The organism is Clostridium sp. (genome assembly GCF_016650035.1).
In the GTDB taxonomy this organism is placed as follows: Bacteria; Bacillota; Clostridia; order Clostridiales; family Clostridiaceae; genus Clostridium_AD.
This window is the reverse complement of the sequence record NZ_JAENWM010000042.1, coordinates 1-21,413: the sequence shown is the minus strand read 5'-3', so window position 1 is coordinate 21,413 and position 21,413 is coordinate 1. Positions and strand designations below refer to the sequence as shown.

The window sequence follows — 21,413 nt, the reverse complement described above, 5'->3', positions numbered from 1 at the left end:
CCTCCTAACATATTTGAACATTGTGCCCATTTAGAATTTCTACTACTTTTTCTCTGCCAAGTTTTGTTTCTGCGGATAAAAAATCAATATCAACCTGTTCAACTTTATTATTTGTTAATTTATTAATTATATTTTTTAAATAGGATTTCTTTAGCCCTCCCATATCTATATCTGTTACTGTAACCACTGATGGATGAGATGGAATTACAATATTGACCCCAGGTATTTGCTCTTTTGGATTCCCTACATAAACACTAATTCCGTTATCTTTTGCAAAATTAAGCTGTGGTATTAAATGTTTTCCAGCGCCTGTATATTCTGTCTCTTGGACAACTATTATGGCATCATCATCATATTCCTGAGCAATTGCAAAAGCTGCTACTAAGGATGTATTTCCTGCTGGTCCTCTTTCTAGTCCTTCAAGCTTCGCCAATATTTCTGTCATCCAAAATACTTCACCTTGAGTGGTAGTTACATATCTGTCTAAATACCTCAGTGGCCTCGCCGCACTTCTAGGTACATCTGATCTATCAGGGTTTGTCATAAATGGAATTCCAAACCCTGTATGTCCCGTCGTAAACGATTTCTTATTGAAGTCAATATCTGATGCCATATGAAGGCCTGAAAGATCAACTGATGCTCCTATTATCTTTGTTTCCACTGCACCCGCCTTAATAAGTCCTCTTGCAGTACCCGTAACGTTCCCCCCACCTGCATGGGTTATAATAACCGCCTCAGGATCTTTACCTAATTTTTCTCGACACTGCTCAGCTATTTCATATCCTAGCGTTTCAATACCTGCTACACCGTAAGATGAATATAATGATGCATTATAATATTTTGTATCTTCTAGAATTTTAAGGTAAGAGTAAAATAATTCTGGGCCTACAGTAAGTCTAACAACTTCCGCTCCAAACCCCTCACACTTTCTTCCCTTTTCTAATATTTCTGGTTGCCCTACTTTTCTTGAATCATAACATTCATTGGCTATTATACATTTAAGTCCTCTAATGTTAGCTTGTGATGCAACTGCCGCTCCATAATTACCCGAAGTAGCCGCTCCTACGCCTTTGTACCCTCTCTTCATAGCATCAAACACAGATATACAAGCTCTTCTATCTTTAAAACTTCCAGAGGGGTTACAACTTTCATCCTTTATAAATATTCTAGCCGCATGTCCACTCTTAGAAACTTTTCTTGCCAGCTTTGTAATATTTCTAAGTTCTAGAAGTGGAGTATTTCCTACACCCACCTCATTTTGGATTTCCTTAATTTCTGCTAAACAATACCCAACATCTTTCATTAATCCCTCGTAATTAAATGAAACCTTTCCAGTTTCATATTTACTATAATCTATCCCTATAGATTTAAGAATTATTTCATTCTTTCTCTCCATAAGCTCTTCGTATTTATTCATACTTTATAACCTCCTCTTATAACCAGACTTATATTATAATTTTATTGTGCTATCATACCTTTAGCTTGTTTTCCTATATTGCTTATTTCTTCAACATATTTACCATAAGTATGGTGATATCCTGGTTCTACATCCACAACTATACCTCTAGCAATCCTGCCTACATTAGTTTCAACTTCTACCTCATTCCCCAGCTCACAGTCACTAGTGCACTTGCCTCGTGTCCAACATTTAAGAGGCGTCTCTTTTGTCTCATCTGGTATGTTTTCGGCTCTATCTTCCGGCATTAAAACGATTTCTTCTACTTCAACAAAGGTACCTTTTGTTATCATCATTCACACCTCCAAAATATAAAATTATTATTAAGTGTATTTTATTACTATAAAGCAATTACCGTGCCAAATAGGAAACACATGTACTTAAGCCATACGCCCTTATACATGTGTTTATTATTCGCAAAATATTCTGCATTTTTAAATAAAAATAAATAATTATAAGAGTTATCAATACTTACAGAGGTTATTATTCATGCAAAATATTTTGCATGTTCAGCAATTTTTTTTGCATATTTTAATATTATTCTACAATATTATTCTACAATATTATTCTACAATATTGTGTATCTTTATTTTATATTGAAGGTTTTGTCTAGAAATACTAAGTCCTCTAGCAGCTTTGCTAACATTATAATTATTCTTTTTTAATATCTTTTCTATAATGGTCTTTTCAATACTATTCATATAATTTTCCAGGTTAAAATTCTCGTCTGAATTTAACACAATATCCTGATAGTTTTTGCTGTTTTGATATACTATTCTGGAATCAAAATAGTTTTCTATTAAAATCGAGTTGTTCTCAGCCATATTTATCGCAGCTTCAATAACATTTGTTAGCTCGCGGATATTCCCTGGCCAATTATATTCTTGTAGTTTTCTCATCATAACTTCATCAATACCTCTTATATTCTTACATAAAATTTTATTGTATTTCTGAATTAACTTATCTACGAATATAGGAATATCCTCTTTTCTTTCTCTCAGTGGAGGTATATTTATTCTCATTACACATAACCTATAATAAAAATCTTTTCTTAATTTCCCACTCTCAATCAGTTTCTCTGGTTCTTCATTTAATGTAGCTATTATTCTTACATCAATATCTATATTCTTTGTACTTCCTACAGGTCTTATATATCCCTCTTGAAGTACTCTTAAAAGTTTAGATTGAAGATAGGGTTCTAGTGAATTAATTTCATCTAATAAAAGAGTTCCATGGTTTGCTTCTTCAAATAACCCTTTTTTATTCTCTGCCCCTGTAAATCCACCTTTTTCTGTACCAAAAAGCATTCCTTCCAATAATAGTGCAGGAATAGTTGCACAATTTATAGGTATAAAAGGCTTATCTTTTCTTGACCCACCATAATGAATACTTTGAGAAAAAACTTCTTTTCCTGAGCCAGTTTCTGCATATAATAATACTGAAGAACTCGACATGCTAGCTTTTTTAGCTTTCGCTATAACGATGTCCATAGCAGGATTATCACCATATATATCACTAAAAGTATAATGTCTCTTCTTCTTTTTATCTGGGTTTTGCAATTTACAAATGCTTTCAGTTAGTTCTTTTAGCTGAGTCATATCCTTAGCTATTTCAATAACCGCTATAACCTTATCGTCTACAGTTACTGGCAGTGTAGTATTTATAGTAGTAACTTTTTTCTTATACCCATTCCCATAATGCTGTATTAAATCTACAATCTTTTCACCAGTTTTTAGTACATTCATAATGGTAGACTCATCATCTTTTACATCCTCTAAATATTCACTAACTCTTTTACCTATAACTTCATCAAGTTCTACCCCTTCTACTTTTCCCATGGCACTATTATAATATACAGTTTTGCCATCAGAATCTACTACTTGGATCCCTTCTTCCAAATTTTCTAATAAACATTCTAATATCTTTTCTGCGCTGGGCAATTTACTCTCCATACTACCCCTCCCATCTTCTAATTTATTTTTAACAACCTATTTAATTGTTTACTTTACATTCATAATAAAAGAGTAACCTATTACAGATTACTCTTTTATTATGAATGTACTACTAATATAAGTCAATTGCTCATTAACTATTTTAAAAATGTTTCCCCCATCAACATCATGTCTACATTTTTTGCAACACATCTACCTTCCTTTATAGCTTTCACAATAAGTGATTGACCACTTCTTAGATCCCCTGCAGCAAATACCTTATTTATATTTGTTGCATAATTAGAATCTGCACACACATTTCCACGTACATCAAGCGTAAGTCCAAAATCACGTATGAGACCCTCATGCTGCGTATGGAGAAAGCCCATAGCTAAAATAATTAAATCTGCCTCTATAACAAATTCACTACCCTCTATTTCGCTCATATGTCTCTGTCCACTTTCATCTGTAACCCATTGAACTCGTACGCAATGCAATTTTTTCACTTCGCCTTTTTCCCCAGTAATTTTTTTAGTACTTACACACCATTCGCGCGTGCAACCTTCTTCATGCGAAGTGGTAGTTTTCAGCGTGAATGGATAAGTTGGCCAAGGCATAGTTATATCCCTGTCAACTGGTGGTTTTGGCATAATTTCAAGCTGAATAACCTGTTTTGCTCCCTGTCTTATTGCAGTTCCAACGCAGTCCGACCCTGTATCTCCTCCACCAATGACAACAACTACTTTATCCTTTGCACTGATTTGCTTCTCTACATTTTCGCCAGAATTATTTTTATTTTGCATTGTCAAATATTCCACTGCAAAATGTACGCCAGTAAGTTCCCTTCCCTCTATATTTAAGTCTCTAGAAATCGTAGATCCACCAGTTAAAATAATTGCATCAAAATCCTTAAGTAGAGTATCCACTTTTATATCTACCCCTACATTTATTGACGTTTCAAACCGAACACCTTCTTCTATAAGTAAATTTATTCTTCTATCTATGATATTTTTTTCTAATTTAAAATCCGGTATTCCATACCGTAGTAGACCTCCAATTTTCTGTGCTCTCTCAAATACAGTAACAGTATGACCCACTGAGTTAAGTTGAGCACTTGCAGCAAGCCCTGCTGGACCTGAACCAATCACAGCTATTTTTTTATTGGTTCTAATTTTAGGATGTTTAGCACGTATAAACCCTTCTTTAAAAGCCCTTTCAATGATACTAAGTTCAATATCCCTTATACATACGGCTTTTCTATTTATTCCAAGTGTACAAGCCCCTTCACAAGGAGCTGGACATAATCTACCCGTGAATTCTGGGAAGTTATTTGTAAGACTTAATCTCTTATAGGCTTTCTTCCAATTTTCGTTGTAAACCATATCGTTCCAATCTGGCACCAAATTTCCAAGTGGACATCCCCAATTGCAAAAAGCTATTCCGCAACTCATGCACCGCGAAGCCTGTTCTGCTAGTTCACTATCTTCAAGAGATATATAAACTTCATCATAATCTTTGACTCTTTCCTCAACTTTTCTTTTTGTAAAGTTTTTACGAGTATATTGCTTAAATGCTCCTAATTTTCCCATCTTACACCCCCTCAGTCTGTGACATTTTTTTCTTTTGCTCTAAAATTAATTTATACGCTGGTGGAATGACTCTTTTAAACATACCGGAATATTTTTTCCAATTTTCTATTATAACTTTTGCTCTCAAACTATTTGTATATTCATAATGTTCTTTAATTAAATCATATAAAATTGTTGCTTCATCTTTACTTAATGCATCAATTTCTAATACTTGTGAGTTTACCTTTTGCTTGAAATTCTCATCTTCATCAAGAATATAAGCTGTACCACCGCTCATTCCGCCACCAAAATTTTGTCCAAAACCACCTAAAACCACCACAGTTCCACCTGTCATATATTCACAGCAGTGATCTCCAACACCTTCTACAACCGCTGTAGCTCCACTATTTCTTACTGCAAACCGTTCTCCAACTAGACCACTTACAAATAATTTACCACTAGTTGCTCCATATAAAATTGTATTTCCAGCTATATAATTTTCTTCTGGTTTAAAGGTAGCACTACTAGGTGCTTTTATTATAACTTTAGCTCCGGATAACCCCTTTCCTACGTAATCATTGGCTTCACCTTCAAGTATTAAAGTTAACCCTGCTACGCCAAAGGCTCCAAAACTTTGCCCTGCTGAACCGGTAAAATTAAAAACAATTGTGTCCTCTTTAAGCCCAATTGCACCGTACTTTGTAGCGATTTTTCCACTTAACATTGCCCCTACACTTCTATGAATATTTTTAATTTCTAAACTTCCTCTTACATTTTTTTCATCATCTAATGCCGGCTGTGCCATTGCTATAAGAGTATGATCCAATGCTTTATCAATGCCATGTTCTTGTTTCATTACACGGTATGGTTTTATTCTTTTTGGCATATAAGGTCTATATAGTATGCTTGATAAATCTAAATCATTTGCCTTAAAGTGATCTATACTCTTATTTACTTTCATTTTATCCGTTCTTCCAATCATTTCATTCATGTTTCTAAATCCAAGTTCAGCCATATATTCTCTTACTTCAGATGCAACAAAGGTAAGGAAACGCATTAAATATTCTGGTTTTCCTTTAAAATTCTTTCTCAGCTGCACATCTTGCGTCGCACAGCCCATATCACAGGTATTGCAATGACAATTCCGTAGCATGGTACATCCCATTACCACTAAGGCCGTAGTTGCAAAACCAAATTCTTCTGCTCCCAGAAGTGCAGCAACCACAACATCTTTGCCAGTCTTTAATTGTCCATCTGTTTGCAGGGTCACTCTACTTCTCAAATTATTTAGTAACAATGTTTGATGAGTCTCAGACAGCCCAATTTCCCAAGGTATCCCTGCATTTCTTATAGATGAAAGCGTTGCTGCTCCGGTCCCACCATCATGGCCACTAATAAGTATCATATCGGCATGGGCTTTAACAACCCCTGCTGCAATGGTGCCAATTCCTATTTCCGAAACAAGTTTAACACTAATTCTACTTTCAGGATTTACACATTTTAAGTCATATATAAGTTGTGCTAAATCTTCTATGGAATAAATATCATGATGAGGTGCTGGGGATATTAAATCTATTCCTGGCGTTGAATTTCTAATTTTCGCTATATACTCATCTACTTTTTCACCTGGTAAATGTCCACCCTCACCTGGTTTTGCACCTTGAGCTACTTTAATTTGAAGTTCATCCGCATTTACAAGATAATTGGTATTAACCCCAAACCTACCAGTAGATACCTGCTTTATTGCACTTCTTTTGTCATTTCCATTATTATCTACTTTAAATCTTGTTTCATCTTCGCCACCTTCACCACTATTGCTTTTTCCACCAAGTCGATTCATTGCAATTGCAATACTCTCATGAGCCTCCTTACTTATGGACCCTATGGACATGGCACCAGTACAGAATCTTTTTATGATTTCGCTGATGGGTTCTACTTCTTCTATAGGGATTGCATTTCCCTCTGTGAATTCGAATAATCCTCTAATTGTACATAAATTTTTGCTTTGCTCATTTATTAACTTTGCATATTCTTTATAAACTACATAATTGTTAGTTTTAGTAGAAACCTGGAGCTTATATATGCTTTCAGGATTAAATAAATGGAATTCTCCATTGCTCCTCCATGAATATAATCCACCAACTTCTAACTCGGAATTTATTCTTCTAAGTCTATTAAAAGCTGTATTGTGTCTCATTAATACTTCTTTTGCAATGGTATCTATTCCTATTCCACCAATTCTAGCCGGGTTGCCTCCAAAATATTTATTTATTACATCTTCATTAATCCCAAGGGTTTCAAATACTTGTGCTCCATGATAACTTTGCATTGTACAAATACCCAGCTTAGATAGAATTTTTAAAAGACCCTTATTGATTGCATTTATATAGTTAACAATTGCCATTTTAGTATCTACTTCTTTAATTTCACCTTTCTCTACCATATCTTCTATAGTTTCAAAAGATAGATATGGATTTATTGCAGAAGCACCATAGGCTGTAAGAAGTGCAAAATGCATAGTTTCTCTTGCTTCCCCTGTTTCAACTATGATAGCAACTCTTGTCCTTGTTTTTTCCTTAATTAAATGCTGGTGTATACCTGAAACTGCAAGTAGACTAGGTATAGCTGCTTCATAACCATCTATTTTTTTATCACTCAAAATAATTATATTATAACCTTCTTGAATTCTTTTAGAAGCCCGTTTACAAATCAGCTCCAATGCTTCCTTGAATCCGCTTATCCCACTATCATATTTAAAAGTAATTGGAATAGTGGTTGCTTTAAAATCTTTGTTTCTTATTTTTTTAATTTTTGCTATATCTTCATTGGACAGAATAGGGGTATCAATTTTAATAAAAGGATGCTGTGATGAATCATCTTTTAAAAGATTTTGCTGACAACCTATATAGTTTGTGAGAGACATAACAATTCCTTCACGAATAGAATCAATAGGTGGATTGGTAACCTGTGCAAATAATTGTCTAAAATATGAAAATAATAATTGCGGTTTATTAGAAAGTACTGCAAGAGGCGTATCATTCCCCATTGACCCTATTGACTCTTCTCCCGTCTGCGCCATACACTTTATAATTTTAGTTACGTCTTCCATACTATATCCAAATGCTTGTTGCCTTTCTCTGAGACTTTCAGAATTTATAATTGTATTTACTTTCCCTTCATGAAAATCATCTAGTGTATACTTATTCATTTGAAGTAATTTCTCATAAGATTCTGATTTGCAAATCTCTTCTTTGATATCTTCATCTGCCTTAATTATTCCCAGTTCTGTATCCACCAAAAACATCTTCCCTGGTTCTAGTCTTCCTTTTTTTAATATTTGCTCTGGTTCAATTGCAAGAACACCAAGTTCTGACGCCATTATAACTATATTATCTTTCGTAATAACATATTTAGCGGGTCTTAATCCATTCCTATCTAGCGTTGCTCCAACTTGTGTTCCATCTGAAAAGAAAACTGCGGCAGGTCCGTCCCAAGGTTCAACCATAGAAGCATGATATTCATAAAACGCTTTTTTATAAGATGGCATAGATATATTTTTTTCCCATGCCTCAGGAATAAGCATCATCATTGAATGTGCATTACTTCTACCATCCATTTTTATAAATTCAAACATGTTATCTAGTGATGCTGAATCGCTTCCTTTTGTGGTAATAATGGGAAAAAGTTTAGATATATTTTCACCATAAACTTTAGATTTAAAAACACCCTCTCTTGCATTTGCCCAATTTCTATTTCCTCTTATGGTATTAATCTCCCCATTATGTGCTAAGTATCGAAAAGGTTGTGCTAAATCCCAAGTAGGAAATGTATTGGTGCTAAATCTTTGGTGTATAAGTGCTATAGCACTCTTAAAATTTATATCATTTAGATCTAAATAATATTTTCTTATTTGCTTTGGAAGAAGTAATCCCTTATAAATAATTGTTTTACTAGATAAACTACATATATAAAAACAATCTGCATTTCTTGTAATAAGTCTATTTACTTCGTTCTCTGTTCTTTTCCTGATAATATATAGTTTTTGTTCAAACTCATCTTGGCTACAATTCTCTCTTCCCAAAAAAGCTTGTCGAATTACTGGTTCAGTTCCCTTCGCAGTTTCCCCTAATACTCTATTATCAGTAGGCACCGATCTCCAGCCTATAACCTTAACATTCTCTTCTTGTGCCACTCTTTCAAGAATACCCTCACACTGATATCTTATTGCAGGTTCTTTAGGTAAAAAAAGCATTCCCACACCATATTCTGAATTTTTCGGAAGTTCTATTCCTAAGTTATCGCAACATATCTTTAAAAACTCATCTGGAATCTGAACCATAATTCCTGCTCCATCGCCTGTATTTGGATCAGAACCTACCGCACCACGATGAGACATATTCATCAGAACTTTCAAACCTTTTTTTACAATACCATGAGATTTTTCCCCTTTGATATTAGCTATAAATCCAACTCCACAACTATCTTTTTCAAATTGCGGATCGTACAATCCTTGTTTTAAAGGTAATCCTCTTTTATATTGCATATTTTTACTCCTCCATTTAAATACTATTAGCAAGATTAACAATGCTAATTTTTCTAGAAATTATTTTAAATCTAATTATACATTGATTTCTGCAAGAACGCAATGTATAATTATCGTTTTGTATATAAAAATAACCACATTCATGCCTTTATGGACACGAATATGATTTTTTATTTTTATATTCTTTCAATACACCGTCAATTCCTCTTGCTATTAATACATTTCTGCTCCTCTTTGTAATACTACAAGTCCCGTGCGGACAACTTCTTTAATTCCATATGGTCTTATAAGTTCAACAAAGGCAGATATCTTTTCTTCATCCCCAGTTATTTCAATAATCATACTCTTTGCATCCATATCAATAATATTACATCTAAATATATTCACCATCTCTGTAACCGCTGACCTTTTGCTTTGATCTGCAGTTACTTTTATCAGGGCCAATTCTCTGGAAACAGTTTTTTCATGATTTAGTTCCAATATTTTTATTACATCTATAAGTTTATTTAGTTGTTTTACAATTTGTTCAGTGATTTGTGCGTCACCTTGAAGCACAATAGTCATACGGGAGATACTTGGATCTTCAGTAATGCTTACGCTTAAGCTATCAATATTATACCCTCTACGGGTGAACAAACCGGATATTTTACTTAATACCCCTGGATGATTCTCTACGAGTACTGATAAAATATATTTACCCATAACCTTTCACTCCCTTCTATAACGTGCTCTCTTCGGCATCTACAATACATTCTATCAAAAAAGTTTTATCACTTTCTAAAGCTTCTTCAAAAGCTCCTTTTAATTCTGCGTTAGAGTTAACTCTTTTTCCGCAAAATCCATAAGCTTCTACTAATTTAACAAAATCAGGATTCGTGGATAAACTCACACCATAAGTGTTTTTATAAACACTATTTTGATACTCTCGAACCATTCCAAGATTTGAATTGTTAAATAATAATAGTATTATCTTCAAGTGATTTTGCATTATAGTTCCAAGTTCAAACATACTCATTTGAAAACTTCCATCCCCCATTACAGCCACAACTCTTCTATCTGGAAAAGCCAATTTACATCCAACAGATGCTGGAATGGAATACCCCATTGTTCCTAGTCCTCCAGTTGTTAAAAATCTTCGTTCTCCCACCATATCAAGATAATGACAAGTCCAAATTTGATTTTGCCCAACATCTGCAGTAACAATAGCATCCTCTTCTATCATTTCGGATAGTAGTTCTAACGCATACTTTGGATTGACTTTATCCTTTGTTTCTCTATTTTTCGCATATTTTTCTTTCCAAGTAGCAATCTCATCAAGCCAATTTTTCGTATCTATATCTGTTATCCCTTTAGTAAATTGCTGTAAAATATTTTTACAATCTCCAACTACGGGAATGTGAGCACTAAGGTTTTTACCTATTTCCGCTGGATCAACATCAATATGAATAATATCTGCCACTTTCGCAAAACTTTTAGAACCTCCTGTTGCCCTATCTGCAACCCTAGTTCCAACAAGAATTAAAACATCTGCCTCAGCTATAGCCTTATTTGCATATTTAAAACCATGAGATCCAATTAATCCTATATTATAGGGATTTTTTGAGGATATTCCATCCTTACCCATTAATGTATGCACCATTGGAATTTTAGATTTTTCTACAAATTCTAATAAATCTTTTTCAGCATTTGCAGCCATAACACCACCACCTACACAAATAAGAGGCTTTATACTGTTCTTAATTTTCTCTAGTGCTTTTTTTATTTGTCCCTTATGACCATTCACAGTAGGCTTATATCCTCTTATATTCACCTCTTTGGGATATTCAAATTCCATTTCTGTATTTTGAATATCCAGTGGAATATCCACTATGACCGGGCCAGGTCTTCCGGTTTTCGCTATATAGAAGGCCTCTTTCATGATTCGCGGGATGTCCTTTGCGTCTTTAATAAGATAACTATGTTTTGTAAAAGAAGCTGTTGCTCCAACAATATCAGCTTCTTGAAACACATCTTTTCCTATTAAATCTGTTCTAACTTGACCAGTTATTGCTATCATAGGGATAGAGTCCGCATATGCAGTAGCTATTCCAGTTATAAGATTAATAGCTCCAGGTCCAGAACTTGCTATACATACGCCTATAGATCTTGTTGCTCTAGCATAGCCACTAGCACTATGTCCTGCTGCCTGTTCATGTCTTACCAATATATGTTCTATTTCAGAGTCCCTTAATGCTTCATATAACGGCGCAGCTGGGACTCCTGGGTAACCAAACACTATTTTTACATTTTCCCTTTCCAAACATTTAATTATCGCCACCGCTGCTTTCATTTTCTGCCACCTTTAATTTAAATTTTACTTGCGATATAATCCCCCATTTTTTCTGTTCCGATGCAGTTCATACCTAGCTGCATTATATCTATAGTGCGATATCCAATATCCAAAGTTTCATAAACGGAATTTTCAATTGCTTTTGCAATTTCCTCCATCTTAAAGCTGTAGCGAAACATCATAGCAACGCTCATTATAGCACCTATTGGATTGGCTTTATCCAGGCCTGCAATATCTGGTGCAGAGCCATGAATAGGTTCGTATAATCCAACAGAAGTAATACCAAGGCTTGCAGATGGTAACATTCCTAAAGACCCGGTAAGCATTGAAGCTTCATCACTTAAAATATCACCAAACATATTTTCCGTAACAATCACATCAAATTGATGAGGATCACGAATAAGCTGCATAGCTGCATTGTCTACATACATACAATTTAATTCTACATCTCTATAATTTCCAGAAATAGATTGTACTACTTCTCTCCAAAGTTTGGAGCTTTCCAGTACATTAGCTTTATCCACTAAAGTTAGCTTTTTATTTCTTCCCCTTGCAATTTCAAAAGCCATTTTTGTAATCCTTTCTATCTCATAGGTTGAATACTCAATTACATCCCATGCCTTTTGTCCATTTGCTATGTCAACTCGTTTTTTCTCTCCAAAATAAGCACCACCAATTAATTCTCTAACTATCATAATGTTTAGATTATCACCCAATACCTCTTCCTTTAAATTGGATGCAGATTTTAACTGAGGAAAAAGAATGGCCGGTCTTAAATTTGCAAATACTCTTAATTCTTTTCTTATACCTAAAAGTCCCGCTTCAGGCCTTAAATTTCCAGGTAATGCATCCCATTTTGGTCCTCCTACTGCGCCCAGGAGCATACCGTTACTCAACTTACAAATATCAATTGTCTCCTGAGGCAGTGGTTTTCCCGTTTTATCTATAGCAGCCCCACCTATCATTGCCTCTTTTATTTCAATTGGACACTTATATTTAATAGAAACTGCCTTGAGCACTTTAACTGCTTGTTTAATAACTTCTGGTCCAATTCCATCTCCAGGTAATGCAACTATTTTTAACATTCGCTCGCCTCTTTTACAATGTAGTTTATCAAACCTTCTGCACTTATAATTTCCATCATAAATTCAGGAAATGGCTCTGCAGTATAATTTTTATTTTTTGTAATGTTTTTTATTATTCCCGTCTTAAAATCAACTTGAATTTTATTACCTTCATCTATATCTTTCGCCGCCTCTTCACATTCCATAATAGGGAGTCCTATATTTATAGCATTCCTATAGAAGATCCTAGCAAAATTTTCAGCTATAATACAAGATATTCCAGAAGCTTTGATTGCTAAGGGAGCGTGTTCTCTAGATGAACCACAACCAAAATTCTTTCCTGCTACAATAATGTCCCCACTATGAACTTTTTTACTGAAATCCACATCTATATCTTCCATGCAATGAAGGGCTAATTCTTTTGGATCACTGCTACTTAAATATCTTGCTGGTATGATAACATCTGTATCCACATTTTTTCCGAATTTTATTGCACTTCCTTTTACCATTTTGCTACCTCCTCAGGTGAAGAAATTCTCCCAGTAATTGCAGAAGCCGCGGCAACTGCTGGACTAGAAAGATATACTTCGCTTCCAGGATGTCCCATTCTTCCTACAAAGTTTCGATTGGTAGTTGCTATTGCCCGCTCTCCCTTTGCAAGAATTCCCATATGTCCTCCAAGACAAGGTCCGCAGGTTGGTGTACTTACAACGCAGCCTGCTTCAATAAATATTTCTAAAAGCCCTTCTTTCATAGCCTGAAGGTATATTTTTTGGGTTGCAGGTATAATGATAGCTCTTATTCTTTGATGAACTTTTTGTCCCTTTAATACCTTAGCCGCCATTCTTAAATCTTCTATCCTTCCATTAGTACAAGAACCAATTACTACCTGATCTATTAGAATTTCTGGAACTTCATCAATGATTTTTGTGTTTTCTGGAAGATGTGGGAATGCTACTGTTGGACGTATGCTGCACAAATCTATTTCAATAGTTTTTATATAGTTTGCATCTTCATCCGCCTTATATATGATATACTCCCTTTTCGAGTGACTTTCTACATATTCTATTGTTCTTTCATCTACTGGAAAAATGCCATTTTTAGCACCAGCTTCTATTACCATATTAGCCATAGTAAAACGATCATCTATAGAAAGTGCGGATATTCCTTCTCCAACAAACTCCATTGAATTATAGAGGGCACCGTCTACTCCTATTTTTCCTATTATGTGTAAGATAACGTCTTTCCCACAAACCCAAGGTGATAACTTACCTTTTAATACAAATTTTATTGCTTCGGGAACCTTAAACCACGCTTCTCCCGTGGCCATTCCCGCTGCCATATCTGTACTTCCAATCCCTGTAGAAAAAGCACCGAGAGCTCCATAGGTACAAGTATGCGAATCCGCCCCTATAACTACATCTCCGCAAACTACCAATCCTTTTTCAGGAATTAAAGCATGTTCAATTCCCATTTGACCTATCTCAAAATAGTTTTCTATTTCCATTTCTCTTGCAAATTCGCGAGTACACTTACACTGCTCTGCGGATTTTATATCTTTATTGGGCGTAAAGTGATCTGGTACAATGGCAATTTTTTTCTTATCAAAAACTGCCTTCACACCTATTTTTTTAAATTCATTTATAGCTACAGGTGTAGTAATATCATTTCCAAGGACCAAATCTAATTTCACTTTGATAAGTTGCCCAGGCTTTACTGTCTCTAAGCCAGCATGGACAGCCAAAATTTTCTGTGTCATCGTCATACCCATTTTACAATTCCCCCTCTCTGCAATTAAATTATCCTCTATGATGCTTCAATATTAACGACTTCTATGTTTTCTCTATAATGTGATTTATTAAGAGCATTTACAAAAGCTTTTGCACTTGCTTCTATAATATCTGTACTTACTCCATTCCCTACATATATATTGCTATCTTTTTCAATTTTAACTATTACTTCTCCTAGTGCATCCCTTCCGCCTCCAACAGCTTTTAAATAGTAATCCTTTAGAATTATATTTGTTCCTATTGCTTTTTCAATTGCATTAAAGGTAGCATCTACAGGCCCATAGCCACTAGAAATTTGTTCCACTGTTTTATTTTCAAAAGAGAGTTTTATGGTTGAAGTTGAAGCAATTCCATTACCACTTACAATATTAAACTGCACAAGTTTAAAGTATTCTGGTACTTTAACGGTCTCTTGTCTTATCATAGCTTCGATATCATTATCTGATACTATCTTCTTCTTATCTGCTAAATCTTTAAATTCCAAAAATGCTTCATTTATTTTTTCTGGCTTTATATTTAAATAACCTAAATCCTTCAATCTATTCTCAAAGGCGTGTCTACCAGAATGTTTACCAAGTACTAATAAGCTTTTCTTTAAACCTACAGATTCTGGAGTCATAATTTCATAAGTTTCTCTACAATTTAATACGCCATGCTGATGAATCCCAGATTCATGTGCAAATGCATTAGCCCCTACAATAGCTTTATTCGGTTGGATTTGTATTCCTGTCATATGACTAACTAGGCTACTAACATGTACAAGTTCTTCTGAAGCAATATTTGTTTCACATTTAAAATAGTCGCTACGAGTTTTTATAGCCATAACTAGCTCTTCCAGGGAAGCATTTCCAGCCCTTTCACCTAATCCATTCATAGCACACTCTATTTGCATAGCACCATTTTCCATTGCTGCTAGTGAATTTGACACTGCCAAACCTAAATCATTATGACAGTGTACACTGATGATTGCTTTATCTATATTAGGTACATTTTTTCTGATTTCCTGGATTAGGTCCCCATATTCTAAAGGAGTTGTATAGCCTACTGTATCTGGTATATTCACTACATCCGCTCCTGCATCTATGGCCGCCTCAAGTACTTTATATAAGAAATCCTTTTCTGTTCTCGTTCCATCCTCAGGTGAAAATTCAACACTTGGACATAATGACTTTGCATACCTGACCATCTCTACTACTTTACTCAGTACTTCTTCTCGGCTCATCTTTAATTTAAATTCCATATGAAGGTCTGAGGTAGCAAGAAATGTGTGAATTCTCGGTGTCTTAGAATATTTTATTGCTTCCCATGCTCTATCTATATCTTTTTTAGTTGCTCTTGCCAGTGCCGTAATTACTGGTCCTACTATGTTTTTTGCAATAGTCTTTACCCCTTCAAAATCTCCATCTGAAGCAATTGGAAAACCTGCTTCAATTACATCTACCCCGAGTTTTTGTAGTGCCCTTGCGATTTCTAATTTTTCTACTACATTTAAACTTACTCCTGGTGTTTGTTCGCCATCACGTAAAGTGGTATCAAAAATAAATATTTTCTTTAATCCTACTTCTTTTCCCCCCATGTTTACCCTCCTCTTACTTACTCTTGATCCAAGACATCATTTTTCTAAGGTCCTTTCCAACCACTTCAATTTTTTGTTCTGATTCCATTCTTCTTACTGCATTAAAATAAGGTCTATTTACTTGATTTTCAAGCATCCAGTTTTTAGCGAAAGTTCCATTTTGAATTTCAGTTAATACTTTTTTCATTTCTTTTTTTGTATCGTCTGTAACAATTCTATCTCCAACTACATAATCACCATACTCTGCAGTATCACTGATTGAGTACCTCATATAACCAAGGCCTCCCTGATTAATAAGATCTACAATAAGTTTTAATTCATGACAACATTCAAAATAAGCTATCTCAGGCTGATATCCCGCTTCTACTAATGTGTTAAATCCAGCTTTTATTAATGCTGATACGCCTCCACAAAGTACTGCTTGTTCACCAAAAAGATCCGTTTCTGTTTCTTCTCTAAAAGAAGTTTCTAGTATACCAGCCCTTCCACCGCCTAGGCCTTTTGCATAAGCTAATGCATAATCTTTAGCTTTTCCTGTATAATCTTGTTGTACAGCAATTAAACAAGGAACACCTTTACCTTCCTCAAATTGACTTCTTACAGTATGTCCTGGTCCCTTTGGTGCTATCATAAATATATCTACATCTGTTGGCGGCTTAATTTGTCCAAAATGTATACTAAATCCATGGGCAAAAATCAGTGCCTTACCACTTGTTAAATTTGGTTCTATGCTTTCCTTATAAATCTTGCCTTGTTTTTCATCTGGAACAAGCATCATTATAAAATCTGATGCTTTAGCTGCATCATAAGCTTCCATTACGCAAAGCCCAGCTTCCTCAGCTACGCTCCATGATTTACTACCTTTGTACAAACCTACACACACATCCACACCACTAGCTTTTAAATTTAGTGCATGTGCATGACCTTGACTGCCATATCCAATAATAGCCACTTTCTTTCCACCTAATAATTCTAAATTTGCGTCTTTATCATAATACATTTTCGACATTTTTATTCCCCCTGTTTTCTATTGTTTGTCTTTTATTTTAAATTATTATAAAAGTTACTGTAAGCCTTCTACAGAATCTTTTATATCATCAAATAGCATATTCACTTGAATTTTGGGTATAAAAAATAGACCTTCTGCCCATTGGGGCGAAAAAGTCTATCGCGGTACCACCCATTTTTATATCTTCATTTTTTAACGATATATACTGTATATACACCGGCACAGCTTACGACATATAATGTTTTCAGCTTACAACTCAAGGGTGAGATTCAACGTCTAATATTTATGGGTTCACACCAATCCCCACTCTCTGTGAAATATTAAAGACATCTACTAGTCCTATCATAGTTTTTAAATTATATTAAGTTTGAACTTTATATTGTTAAATATTTCAAATAATCTTCATTACTAACTGTTTATAACCTTTCCATAAACAGCTTCTTATACAATATGCAATATATTGATTTCCGTACATCATTTTTCCAAATATTTAAATTATTTTATATTGTAATTTAGTATACTTTATGAATTTTAATTTGTCAATAATTAATACTAAATATTTTATCTTACTGCCAATCTTCCTTTTCAGGTCCTGCTCCAAAAAAGTTTACATTATAATTTGAGTTATAAAATTCATATTGATTTTTTGTTTCTTCAGCAAAATTTTCCTTTTTTCCTACTTCTTCCGTATACTCCATTTTTTCATTTATATTTAACATTTTAATATCCCCCTTTTTATTCTAAAACTAATTCTTGAATTGATTTCCCTGGTGGTACAATTGGATATACCCCTTCATCTTTATCTATTACACAATCAATTAACATAGGCTTTGTACCTAGTTTTACGATTTCAAGTACTCTTTTTAACTCCTGCATACTTGTGACCTTGTATCCTTCAATGCCATAGGCTTCTGCAAGCTTTACATAATTTACTTCGTCTCCGATATCTGTTTGTGAGTATCTTGCGTGGCAGAACATTTTCTGCCACTGCCTTACAAGACCTAAGGCATGATTATTCATAATCACAGTAACTATTGGAAGCTTATACTTTGAAATTGTCTGAAGTTCAGTACAACCCATTCTAAAACTACCATCTCCAGTTATAAGCAGCACCCTTTTATCTAAATTACCCATTTGGCTTCCAATGGCGGCTCCCATTCCAAATCCCATTGTTCCAAGGCCACCTGAGGTTATAAATGTTCTAGGTTTTTTAAATTTCCATTGTTGTGCAGTCCACATTTGATGTTGTCCTACATCTGTAGTAACAATTATATCTTCCTCAAGATCTTCATTTAAACACTTGAGTACATTTTCATGGGTAAAGCCATTCGACCCTTTACACGGGTTTTTCCAGCTTTCTATCTCTTTATGCCAAGATTTTCTATCCTTTTGATCCATATAACAAAGTAAAGTTTCTAAAATTGTATTCACATCTCCGACTAAATATAAATCTACTACCTTATTTTTATCTATCTCCGTCTCGTCAATATCAATATGAATAATCTTTGCTTTTGGAGCAAAACCCTCTGCTTTTCCAATTACCCTATCACTAAAACGTGCACCAATTGCTATAACTAAATCACTATTTGTCACTGCTAAATTTGTTTCACAAGACCCGTGCATTCCTACCATTCCTAGCGACAATTCATGATTTCTTGGAATAGTCCCTAGCCCCATAAGTGTATTAGCAACAGGAATGTCCCCTATTTTGGCGAATTTACACAATGCCATTGAAGCATTGCCTGTTTTTATTCCGCCACCAGCATAAATTATTGGCCTTTTTGCATCCCTAATCATTTCGGATACTTCTTGTATTTTTTTCATATCTATAGGCACTACTTCTTGTTTTCCATGTTTCACTTCCACCTTTTCATATTCGGCAAAGCTAAGGAAAATATCTTTTGGAATATCCACAAGCACTGGTCCAGGCCTTCCACTCCTTGCTATTCTAAAAGCTTCTCTTACTGTAGCGGCTAAATTCTTTTCATCTTTCACAATAAAATTATGCTTTGTAATGGACAAAGTAATCCCCATTATATCTATTTCCTGAAAAGAATCCTTTCCAAGCAAACTCCTTGGAACTTGCCCTGTAAATACAACTATAGGAATTGAATCCATGTAAGCCGTAGCAATTCCCGTAATGGTATTGGTAGCACCTGGACCAGAGGTTACAATGCAAACTCCAACCTTTCCAGTTGCTCTAGCGTAACCGTCTGACGCATGAACTGCTGCCTGTTCATGAGCCGTTCTAATATGTGTAAAATAATCCATTTCATCATAAAGTGCATCGTATAGTGGAATCACAGATCCACCAGGATATCCAAAAATAACATTTGCTTCCTGCTCTTTTAAACATTCAAGTAAAATTTGAGCTCCATTAAGTAACATTCTCACACCTTCTTTTCAATACAAATTATTTTTATTTTTTAATCCAAGACATCATGCCTCTTAACTCTTTGCCTACAGCCACTAGTGGATGTTCTAGTTCTATTCTTTTTATTGCACTAAAGTTAGGTCTGTTGATTTGGTTTTCCACTAACCAATCCCTTGCAAATTCTCCATTTTGTATTTCTTTGAGTACCTTTGCCATTTCTTTTCTGGTATCTTTATTTATAATTCTTTTACCCACCATGTAATCTCCATATTCAGCTGTATCACTAACGCTATACCTCATATTTTCAAATCCGCCTTCATACAATAAATCCACAATAAGCTTTAGTTCATGAAGACACTCAAAATAAGCAATTTCCTTTTGATACCCTGCATTTGTAAGCGTATCGAACCCTGCTTTAATAAGTTCTGTAACTCCTCCACATAAAACTGCCTGTTCTCCAAATAAATCTGTTTCAGTTTCCTCTTTAAAAGTAGTTTCCAGTACACCAGCCTTTGTAGCTCCTATTCCTTTTGCATAAGCTAGTGCAAATTCTTTTGCACGTCCACTGTAATCTTGATATACCGCAATTAGTGCCGGAACGCCTTTTCCGTCTTGATACACCCTTCTTACTAGATGTCCTGGCCCTTTTGGTGCCACCATAAATACATCTACATTTTCTGGAGGTGTAATCTGATTAAAGTGAATATTAAACCCATGTGCAAAGACTAGTGCATCTCCTTCTTTTAAATTTGGCTGAATGCTCTCCTTATAAATTTTACTCTGCAATTCATCTGGAGCAAGTATCATTATTACATTGCTGCACTTAGTTGCCTCAGACACTTCCAGAACTTCAAGACCTACTTCCGTTGCCTTATTCCATGACTTACTACCCTTATATAAACCAACAACTACATTTACTCCACTTTCTTTTAAATTAAGTGCATGAGCATGGCCTTGACTACCGTATCCCACAACTGCAACCTTTTTACCTTTTAATAAACCTAAATCCGCATCACCATCATAATACATTTTAGCCATTTAATTTTTCCCCCTTATTTTTGGATAAATAAAAAATCTTCCATTCCTATAAACATATATCTAATTATGTTTATAGGGACGAAAGATTCGTGGTACCACCCTAGTTCGTGATTTATTATTATAAATCACCTCATTATTTTTGGTCAAAAGAATAGAAAATATCATTAAAATAAATTTCTTTAACCATAGCCCTATATCGGAGGCAACCGTCTTCGTTTACTTAATTCCAAACTTCACATTTTGTGATTAACATTTTTTTTGCAATTTATCATCAAAATAGTTTCAAGTTCAACTCAGCAGCTCAAGAGTGATCATTACATATCCGCATCACACCAACTCTCATCAAACGTTGGTTCTCTGTAGTTTCAATCGTGATATTTTTCTCTCCGTCATAGCTTTATATATTCTGTTGTTTTTTAGTATATATGCAATAAAGCATTTTGTCAACACCATTATTTCTTTTTTTTAAATTTTCTGTTTTCTATATTTTTTTTAAAAATAAACTAATAAATTATAGTTTTTTTTATGTCAAGCATTTTTGAAAATGTCCCTAAATAAGTGAAACATTAGCACCAACAAATTGTTGGTGCTTTACTTTTTTATATCATGATTTTGGGTAAATTTAATAGACCTAGTGTATGCTATACTTTTTTTGAAAGAAACATTCATTAGATTTTATCAATGTATTTAGGTTGCTTAAATATTAACCAGTATTGCTTGATCTATGACTTTGCT

The 21,413-nt window shown here is 34.5% G+C and carries 15 protein-coding genes and 2 other annotated features; all 15 genes read right to left on the bottom strand.

Annotation, left to right across the window (positions count from 1 at the left end):
* Nucleotides 1-4 precede the first annotated feature (4 nt).
* Nucleotides 5-1,417: a 2-amino-4-oxopentanoate thiolase subunit OrtB gene (gene ortB / locus JJD95_RS11280; protein WP_291643122.1), complete on the bottom strand. Its 1,413-nt coding sequence runs from the start codon at nt 1,415-1,417 to the stop codon at nt 5-7.
* Between the two features lie 41 nt (nt 1,418-1,458).
* Nucleotides 1,459-1,752: a 2-amino-4-oxopentanoate thiolase subunit OrtA gene (gene ortA / locus JJD95_RS11275; RefSeq protein ID WP_291643121.1), complete on the bottom strand. Its 294-nt coding sequence runs from the start codon at nt 1,750-1,752 to the stop codon at nt 1,459-1,461.
* Nucleotides 1,753-2,019: 267 nt separating this feature from the next.
* Nucleotides 2,020-3,408 (bottom strand): sigma 54-interacting transcriptional regulator, encoded by a 1,389-nt coding sequence (locus JJD95_RS11270; RefSeq protein WP_291643120.1) that lies wholly within the window; start codon nt 3,406-3,408, stop codon nt 2,020-2,022.
* Between the two features lie 137 nt (nt 3,409-3,545).
* A complete protein-coding gene (locus JJD95_RS11265) occupies nt 3,546-4,976 on the bottom strand; it encodes a glutamate synthase subunit beta (RefSeq protein WP_291643119.1) in 1,431 nt (476 codons plus the stop codon).
* Between the two features lies 1 nt (nt 4,977).
* The gene (gene gltB, locus JJD95_RS11260) at nt 4,978-9,498 is read right to left on the bottom strand and encodes a glutamate synthase large subunit (protein ID WP_291643118.1); all 4,521 of its coding nucleotides are present in this window, start codon (nt 9,496-9,498) and stop codon (nt 4,978-4,980) included.
* 213 nt (nt 9,499-9,711) lie between these two features.
* Entirely contained in the window at nt 9,712-10,200 is a 489-nt protein-coding gene (ilvN, locus tag JJD95_RS11255) for an acetolactate synthase small subunit (RefSeq protein WP_291643117.1), read from the bottom strand.
* Between the two features lie 16 nt (nt 10,201-10,216).
* On the bottom strand, nt 10,217-11,827 hold the full coding sequence (gene ilvB, locus JJD95_RS11250) for a biosynthetic-type acetolactate synthase large subunit (protein ID WP_291643116.1): 1,611 nt from the start codon (nt 11,825-11,827) through the stop codon (nt 10,217-10,219).
* 17 nt (nt 11,828-11,844) lie between these two features.
* Nucleotides 11,845-12,912 (bottom strand): 3-isopropylmalate dehydrogenase, encoded by a 1,068-nt coding sequence (gene leuB, locus JJD95_RS11245; protein ID WP_291643115.1) that lies wholly within the window; start codon nt 12,910-12,912, stop codon nt 11,845-11,847.
* On the bottom strand, nt 12,906-13,400 hold the full coding sequence (gene leuD / locus JJD95_RS11240; RefSeq protein ID WP_291643114.1) for a 3-isopropylmalate dehydratase small subunit: 495 nt from the start codon (nt 13,398-13,400) through the stop codon (nt 12,906-12,908). Before leuD ends, leuB begins: the two co-directional genes overlap by 7 nt.
* Nucleotides 13,394-14,662, bottom strand: a complete 1,269-nt coding sequence (leuC, locus tag JJD95_RS11235; RefSeq protein ID WP_291643113.1) for a 3-isopropylmalate dehydratase large subunit — start codon at nt 14,660-14,662, stop codon at nt 13,394-13,396. The genes leuD and leuC overlap by 7 nt, the downstream gene beginning before the upstream one ends.
* Before the next feature lie 35 nt (nt 14,663-14,697).
* Nucleotides 14,698-16,257, bottom strand: a complete 1,560-nt coding sequence (locus JJD95_RS11230; RefSeq protein WP_291643112.1) for a 2-isopropylmalate synthase — start codon at nt 16,255-16,257, stop codon at nt 14,698-14,700.
* A 13-nt stretch (nt 16,258-16,270) separates the two neighbouring features.
* Nucleotides 16,271-17,266, bottom strand: a complete 996-nt coding sequence (gene ilvC / locus JJD95_RS11225; RefSeq protein ID WP_291643111.1) for a ketol-acid reductoisomerase — start codon at nt 17,264-17,266, stop codon at nt 16,271-16,273.
* Nucleotides 17,267-17,405: 139 nt separating this feature from the next.
* Nucleotides 17,406-17,621, bottom strand: a binding site (T-box leader).
* A 211-nt stretch (nt 17,622-17,832) separates the two neighbouring features.
* Complete coding sequence (locus JJD95_RS11220) at nt 17,833-17,985, bottom strand: hypothetical protein (RefSeq protein ID WP_291643110.1); 153 nt, start codon at nt 17,983-17,985, stop codon at nt 17,833-17,835.
* 16 nt (nt 17,986-18,001) lie between these two features.
* Complete coding sequence (ilvB, locus tag JJD95_RS11215; RefSeq protein WP_291643109.1) at nt 18,002-19,654, bottom strand: biosynthetic-type acetolactate synthase large subunit; 1,653 nt, start codon at nt 19,652-19,654, stop codon at nt 18,002-18,004.
* Between the two features lie 31 nt (nt 19,655-19,685).
* A complete protein-coding gene (gene ilvC, locus JJD95_RS11210; protein WP_291643108.1) occupies nt 19,686-20,678 on the bottom strand; it encodes a ketol-acid reductoisomerase in 993 nt (330 codons plus the stop codon).
* A 71-nt stretch (nt 20,679-20,749) separates the two neighbouring features.
* Nucleotides 20,750-21,080: a binding site (T-box leader), on the bottom strand.
* Nucleotides 21,081-21,413: the final 333 nt, after the last annotated feature.